Genomic DNA, 6,160 nt, shown 5'->3' with positions numbered 1-6,160 from the left:
GTCTTGATGAGGCGGGTGAAACCGTCGCCGAGCGGCTGGAGAGCTGTGGCCGTGTCCGGCCACAGCTTTCCGACGACGATTCCGAGAACGAGCGCGCAGAGGACCTGCGCGAAGAGTGAGCTACGCAGTGTGCGTGCGACACGTCGCGGCAGAGACGGTACGGACGGTGGCACGGGGCCTCCTTGGGGGACGGGCTACACAGAGGCCGGAGGAGACTTCTGCGATACGGAAAGCTGCTTCCGTAACCGAACACTCTGGAGGCTGTCTTGATCGCACACAAGACCGCAATGTTTCGGACACGTAAAAGTGGCCTAAGTGACGCATGTCACACTGACCACACCGCTCCCATCAGCAGCGGCCGCGGTCCCCCGTGAGCACCCCCTGAGCCGTGGTCAGCGTGCGGTCGTAGCAGCCGTGCGAGCCGTACAGCCGGTAGCGCTCGCTCGTGGTGCCGACCGCGTGCCGCTGGTCGCGGGGCACGTTCGCCGTGTACGTGGCGTCGCCAGTGTAGGAGTCGTCGAGCCGCGACCAGGCGGTGCGCCGGCCGCCCCGCGACTCGACGGTCGTGGCACGGTCGCCGAGGGTCAGCACGGTACGCAGCCGGTCGCCCGCCCCGAGGGTGGTCGTACCGTCCATCGAGTAGATCCGGTGCGTGCGTGTGCTGCGGGCCGGTCCACGCCCGTCGACGGTCACCGACTCGTCGTCGGTCCAGGTGGCCTTGAGCCCGTCGCTCGTCTCGCCGTCGGTCCAGCGGTGCTCGGAGGTGTTGGCGAGCGAACGGCCGACGGTGGTCGTGATCCGGCCGTGTGAGGTGTCGACGTATCCGGCGACGGTGAGCCGGTGGGCGCCCTCGGTGTCCACCCGGTGCTCCGGACCAGGCGGCGTGTAGTCCGAGGCGTCGGTGAGGTCGCCCTCCTGGTGCACGGTGAGCTGCCCGGTGACGTGGGCGCGCCGCTCGTCCTGCCAGACGAGGACGTTCACGGGAGTGCTCCAGCCGGCCTGCCCCTCCGGCACGCCGACGACCGAGACCTCGACGCGGTGCGGCCGGCCGTCGTTGAGGAGCCCGGCGAAGGGAGTGAGGTCGTAGGTGATCGGTTTGATGTCGAAGGCGCGCGGGCCCGGGATCACGTACCAGAGGAACGGGTTGGACCAGCCGCCGGTCCACACGGTCGGGAACGGCGTGGCGATGCCCGCGAGCCGGCCGTCCACGCGGATCTGCACTTCCCGGTAGGGGCCCCGGCCGGCCTTGCAGGAGTACGGCGCGGGATCGGGCACCGACAGGTACCAGTACTCCTCGCAGCCGCCTCCGGAGCCGGTGGCGTACACCTCGGCGACGATGCGTTCGCTGTTGCGCGGGGTGGTGAGGGCCGAGTCGCCGTCGAGGGTGAGGACCCGGTCGGGGCTCTTGCCGTCCGGGCGGCCCTGGTAGAACGTCAGTGTGACCTTGACGTCGAGGACGCCCGTGTAGGTGTCGTCGACGACGTTGCCGATGAGCATCTCGACGTCCTGGCGACCGCGGAAGGTGTCGCTGTAGCGCGTGACGTCCTTCTCCACGGACCACTCGATGCCGTCGGGCGAGGGCTGCGGCGTCGACGTACGGAAGATCTCCACCCCGCCGACGTGCAGATAGCCGAGCCGGTCGTACTGGCGCCCCTTGACCTTCCCGTCGAGCCGCAGCACGACCTTGCTCCACCGCTCGCCGCAGTCGCCGGGCGGGGTGTACGTGCCCCGGTACGGGGTGAAGTCGCGGAACTGGGCCTGGGCGACGGTGATCTCGCAGTGCTTACCGGCCGGCTTGCCGACGGGCGGGGCGGCCGTGACCGGGTCGTGCCAGTCGTTGCCGAACTCGGCGGGGACGTCGGCCGCCCGGGCGGGACCGGTTCCGAGGAGGGTGCTCGCCAGGAGGGTCACTCCGGCAAGCATGGACATGACGATCCGTCTCTTCATGGCCGGTGTTCTACGGGGAGTCCGCCGCCTCCGCAATGAGCAACCGCCCGTCGAGGCAGCGCTGTTCCCACCTCTGTCGGCCGGTTCCTGTCGGTGGGCCGCGCGCGCACGAGAAAACCGGTTGCCTCCGACCACGCCGCGACGCGAACCTGTCACGGTTTGCTGCCTTCGGCCGAACCCCCATCCCCCTGACACGAGCCACTGGGACGTCATGCAGATTCAAGACCTTCCCTACGCCGACCCCGGCGTGCCGGACGCGCGTTCGGGTCCCCGATTCCTGTGGTGGCTCTTCCGGAATCAGCTGGGCGGACAGCTCAAGTCGCTGGCCTGGGGGCTGCTGCACTTCGCCTCCGTCGCCGCGCTGCCGTTCTGCGTCGGTGTCGCCGTGCAGGCCGTCGTCGACCGCTCCGGCGCGCGGCTCGCCCTGGCGGGCGGCCTGCTGGCGCTGGCCTGCGTCGGCAACGCGGTCGGCGACACCTTCCTGCACCGCACCGCCATCACCAACTGGATCACGGCGGCCGCCCGCGTCCAGCAGCTCCTCGCCCGCAAGGCCGCCCAGCTCGGCTCGGCGCTGACCCGGCGCGTCGCGGCCGGTGAGGTCGTCGCCGTGTCCACCGGTGACGTCGAGAAGATCGGCTGGTTCGTGGAGGCCTGGTCGCGGTTCACCGCGGCCTTGGTCACCATCGTGCTGGTCTGCGTCGGCCTGGTCGTCTACCAGCCCGCGCTCGGCGTGGTCGTGGCCGTCGGCCTGCCCGTGCTGGCGCTCGCCGTGCTGCCCCTGCTGCCCCGCGCCACCCGGCGGGCCGACACCCAGCGCGAGAAGGCCGGACGCGCCACCGAACTCGCCTCGGACACCGTCGCCGGGCTGCGCGTGCTGCGCGGCATCGGCGGCGAGGAACTGTTCCTCGACCGCTATCGCCGGGCCTCCCAGGAGGTCCGGCACGCTGCCGTGCGCAGCGCCCGGATGTGGTCCCTGATCTCCGCTATCCAGGTCCTGCTGCCCGGACTGCTGCTCATCGCCGTCGTCTGGCACGGCGTGGAGCTGGCCCGCCAGGGCCGGATCACCGTCGGCGAACTGGTCACCGTCTACAGCTCGGTGATGGTCCTCACCTATCCGCTGCGCCACTTCGAGGAGATCGCCATGGCGTACTCCTTCTCGCGCCCCTCGGCCAAGCGGGCCGCGGGCGTGCTGTCGCTGGAGCGGGCCACGGACACCGCCGGGTCCCGCGCCGCCGAGGTCCCCTCCGGAGAGCTGTACGACCCGGAGACCGGGCTGCTCGCGTCCACCGGCCGGCTCACCGCCGTGGTGTGCGGCGACCCGGACGCGGCGGGCCGGCTGGCGGAACGGCTGGGCGGACACCCGTCGCAGGAGGGCACCGCGGTGCTGCTGGGCGGGGTGCCGCTCGACGAACTCCCGCTGGACTCGGCCCGTACGGCCGTCCTCGTCCAGGACAAGGACCCGGTGCTGCTCTCCGGCTCGCTGCGCGAACTGCTCGACGTACCCGCGTCGGGTGCCGTGGAGCCGCGACAGGCGCTGGCGGCCGCGCAGTGCGACGACGTACTGGCGGCGCTGGTGCAGGGCTCGCTGGACGCCGCCGACCCCATGGACTCCCGGATCACCGAACGCGGCCGGTCCCTGTCCGGCGGGCAGCGCCAGCGGCTCGCGCTCGCCCGGTCGCTGATCACGGACCCGGAGGTGCTGGTCCTGGACGAGCCGACCTCGGCCGTCGACTCGCACACCGAGGCACGGATCGCCCAGGGCGTGCGGGACCTGCGCGCGGGGCGCACGACCGTGGTGTTCACATCCTCCCCGCTGCTGCTGGACCGCGCCGACCGGGTCGTGTTCCTGCACGACGGCGAGGTCGCCGCGGTGGGCGCGCACCGCGAGCTGGTGCTTACCGAGCCCCGCTACCGGGCGGTCGTGACACGCGAGACCGAGGACGAGGCCGCCCTGAACGGTGCGGCCGACCTGACCGACGTACTGGCGGAACTGGAAGAGATCGAGGAGAAGGCATGATCGGCGTGGCGCCACCGGCGTACGACCCGGCGGCCCCGACGACGGCGAACACCCTGCCGGTCGGTGCCCCCGCGACCGTCCGCGCCTACGCGGCCGAACTGCTGCGGCGGCACCGCCGGGCGTTTCTGCTGCTCGTCGCCGTCAACACGATCGCCGTCATCGCCTCGATGGCCGGTCCGTGGCTGCTGGGCGGGCTCGTGGAGCGGGTGTCCGACGGGACGCGGGACCTGCGGCTGGAACTCACGGCAGGGCTGTTCGTGGCCGCGCTGGCCGTCCAGGCGGCGTTCGTCCGTCAGGTGCGGCTGCGCGGCGCGATGCTCGGTGAGCGGATGCTGGCCGACCTGCGCGAGGACTTCCTCGTGCGGTCGGTCGGGCTGCCGCCCGGCGTGCTGGAGCGGGCCGGGACCGGGGACCTGCTGTCGCGGATCACGACGGACATCGACCGGCTGGGCAACGCCATGCGTGAGGCCGTGCCGCAGCTCTCGATCGGCGCGGTGTGGGTGGTGCTGCTGATGGGCGGGCTGGTGGTGACGGCGCCGCCGCTGGCGCTCGCCGTGCTGCTCGCCGTGCCGCTGCTGGTGGTCGGCTGCCGCTGGTACTTCCGGCGGGCGCCGGCCGCCTACCGCTCGGAGTCCGCCGGGTACGCCGCGGTGGCCGCCGCGCTCGCCGAGACCGTGGACGCCGGCCGTACGGTCGAGGCGCACCGCCTCGGTGCCCGGCGGGTGGCGCTGTCCGAGCGGCGGATCAAGGAGTGGACGGCCTGGGAGCGCTACACGCTGTGGCTGCGGTCGGTGCTCTTCCCGGTCATCAACGTCACCCATGTGACCGTGCTCGCCTCGGTCCTGATGGTCGGCGGTGCCTTCGCCCTCCAGGGCTGGATCGACGTCGGCCAGCTCACGACGGGCGCGCTGATCGCCCAGATGCTCGTCGACCCGGTGGGCATGATCCTGCGCTGGTACGACGAGCTGCAGGTGGCCCAGGTGTCGCTGGCCCGGCTGGTCGGTGTCCGGGACATCGAACCGGAGGCCGGCGACTCCTCCGTGGCCCCCGAGGGACGGCATGTGCGGGCCGACCGGGTGCACTTCGGCTATCTGGAGGGCGTGGACGTCCTGCGCAAGGTGTCCCTGGAGGTCTCCCCCGGCACCCGGCTGGCCCTGGTCGGGCCCTCGGGGGCGGGCAAGTCGACGCTGGGCCGGCTGCTCGCCGGGATCTACGCGCCCCGGGACGGGCGGATCACCCTGGGCGACGCCGAGCTGTCCCGGATGCCGGCGGAACGCGTCCGCGCCCACGTCGCCCTGGTCAACCAGGAGCACCATGTGTTCGTCGGCTCCCTGCGCGACAACCTCCGCCTCGCCCGGACCGACGCGGTCGACGCCGAGCTCTGGGCGGCGCTGGGCGCGGTCGACGCGGACGGCTGGGCCCAAGGGCTCGACGACGGCCTGGACACCGAGGTCGGCTCGGGCGGCCACGCCCTCACCCCGGCCCAGGCCCAGCAGATCGCACTGGCCCGCCTGGTCCTCGCGGACCCGCACACCCTGGTCCTGGACGAGGCGACGTCCCTGCTCGACCCCCGGGCCGCCCGCCACCTGGAACGCTCCCTGGCCCGGGTCCTCGACGGCCGCACCGTCGTGGCCATCGCCCACCGCCTCCACACCGCCCACGACGCGGACGTCATCGCCGTCGTCGAGAACGGCCGGATCAGCGAACTGGGCAGCCACGACGACCTGGTCACGGCGGACGGGGCGTACGCGGCGCTGTGGCGCTCCTGGCACGGCTGAGGCCGGGAGGCCAGGGGCAGGGATCGGTCCGCCGGCTGGAGGGCGCCACCGTCGGCGCCCGCGGCCGGCCGGGCGGCTCGGGTGCCTTCGCTGCGAAGCCCCTGGCAGGGGTCCGTGGCGTTGCGCGGGTACGAGGCCGGGTGGAAGGCTGGAAGCAGGCACCGGCTCGGGGAACGGGCCCGTCCCCACCCCCCTGGAGGTACCCGTGAACAGGTCCGACGGTTGGGGAGACGATGTCTACCAACCGGATCAAGACGAGCAGCGAGAGGACACGGGGCTGCTCGACGCCGAGGACACCCTGGTGGACGACGGCGTCGACGATCCCCTGGACCGGGGCTGGTCCCCTCCCGAGCGGCCCTGGGCCGTCGAGCACCTCGGTGTGACGGCGGCCGAGCGGCACGCGGGCGAGACGCTGGAC

The 6,160-nt window shown here is 72.7% G+C and carries 3 protein-coding genes and 2 pseudogenes; 3 read left to right on the top strand and 2 right to left on the bottom strand.

Annotation, left to right across the window (positions count from 1 at the left end):
• Both ACFTZL_RS39405 and ACFTZL_RS39400 read right to left on the bottom strand, forming a co-directional pair.
• A pseudogene (locus ACFTZL_RS39405) lies at positions 1-173 on the bottom strand (C4-dicarboxylate transporter DctA); the annotation flags it as partial.
• 175 nt (positions 174-348) lie between these two features.
• Positions 349-1,947, bottom strand: a complete 1,599-nt coding sequence (locus ACFTZL_RS39400; RefSeq protein ID WP_382593664.1) for a peptide-N4-asparagine amidase — start codon at positions 1,945-1,947, stop codon at positions 349-351.
• A 211-nt stretch (positions 1,948-2,158) separates the two neighbouring features.
• On the opposite strand from ACFTZL_RS39400, the gene ACFTZL_RS39395 reads away from it, so the two are divergent.
• From ACFTZL_RS39395 to ACFTZL_RS39385, 3 genes and pseudogenes are all read left to right on the top strand, one after another.
• A complete protein-coding gene (locus ACFTZL_RS39395; protein ID WP_382593661.1) occupies positions 2,159-3,964 on the top strand; it encodes an ABC transporter ATP-binding protein in 1,806 nt (601 codons plus the stop codon).
• Positions 3,961-5,742: an ABC transporter ATP-binding protein gene (locus tag ACFTZL_RS39390; RefSeq protein WP_382593658.1), complete on the top strand. Its 1,782-nt coding sequence runs from the start codon at positions 3,961-3,963 to the stop codon at positions 5,740-5,742. Before ACFTZL_RS39395 ends, ACFTZL_RS39390 begins: the two co-directional genes overlap by 4 nt.
• 205 nt (positions 5,743-5,947) lie before the next feature.
• Positions 5,948-6,160, top strand: a pseudogene (locus ACFTZL_RS39385) (hypothetical protein); the annotation flags it as partial.

Origin of the sequence: Streptomyces sp. NPDC056948 (genome assembly GCF_042674225.1) — a bacterium.
GTDB lineage: Bacteria > Actinomycetota > Actinomycetes > Streptomycetales > Streptomycetaceae > Streptomyces > Streptomyces purpurascens.
This window is presented reverse-complemented; position numbering and strand designations above follow the sequence as displayed.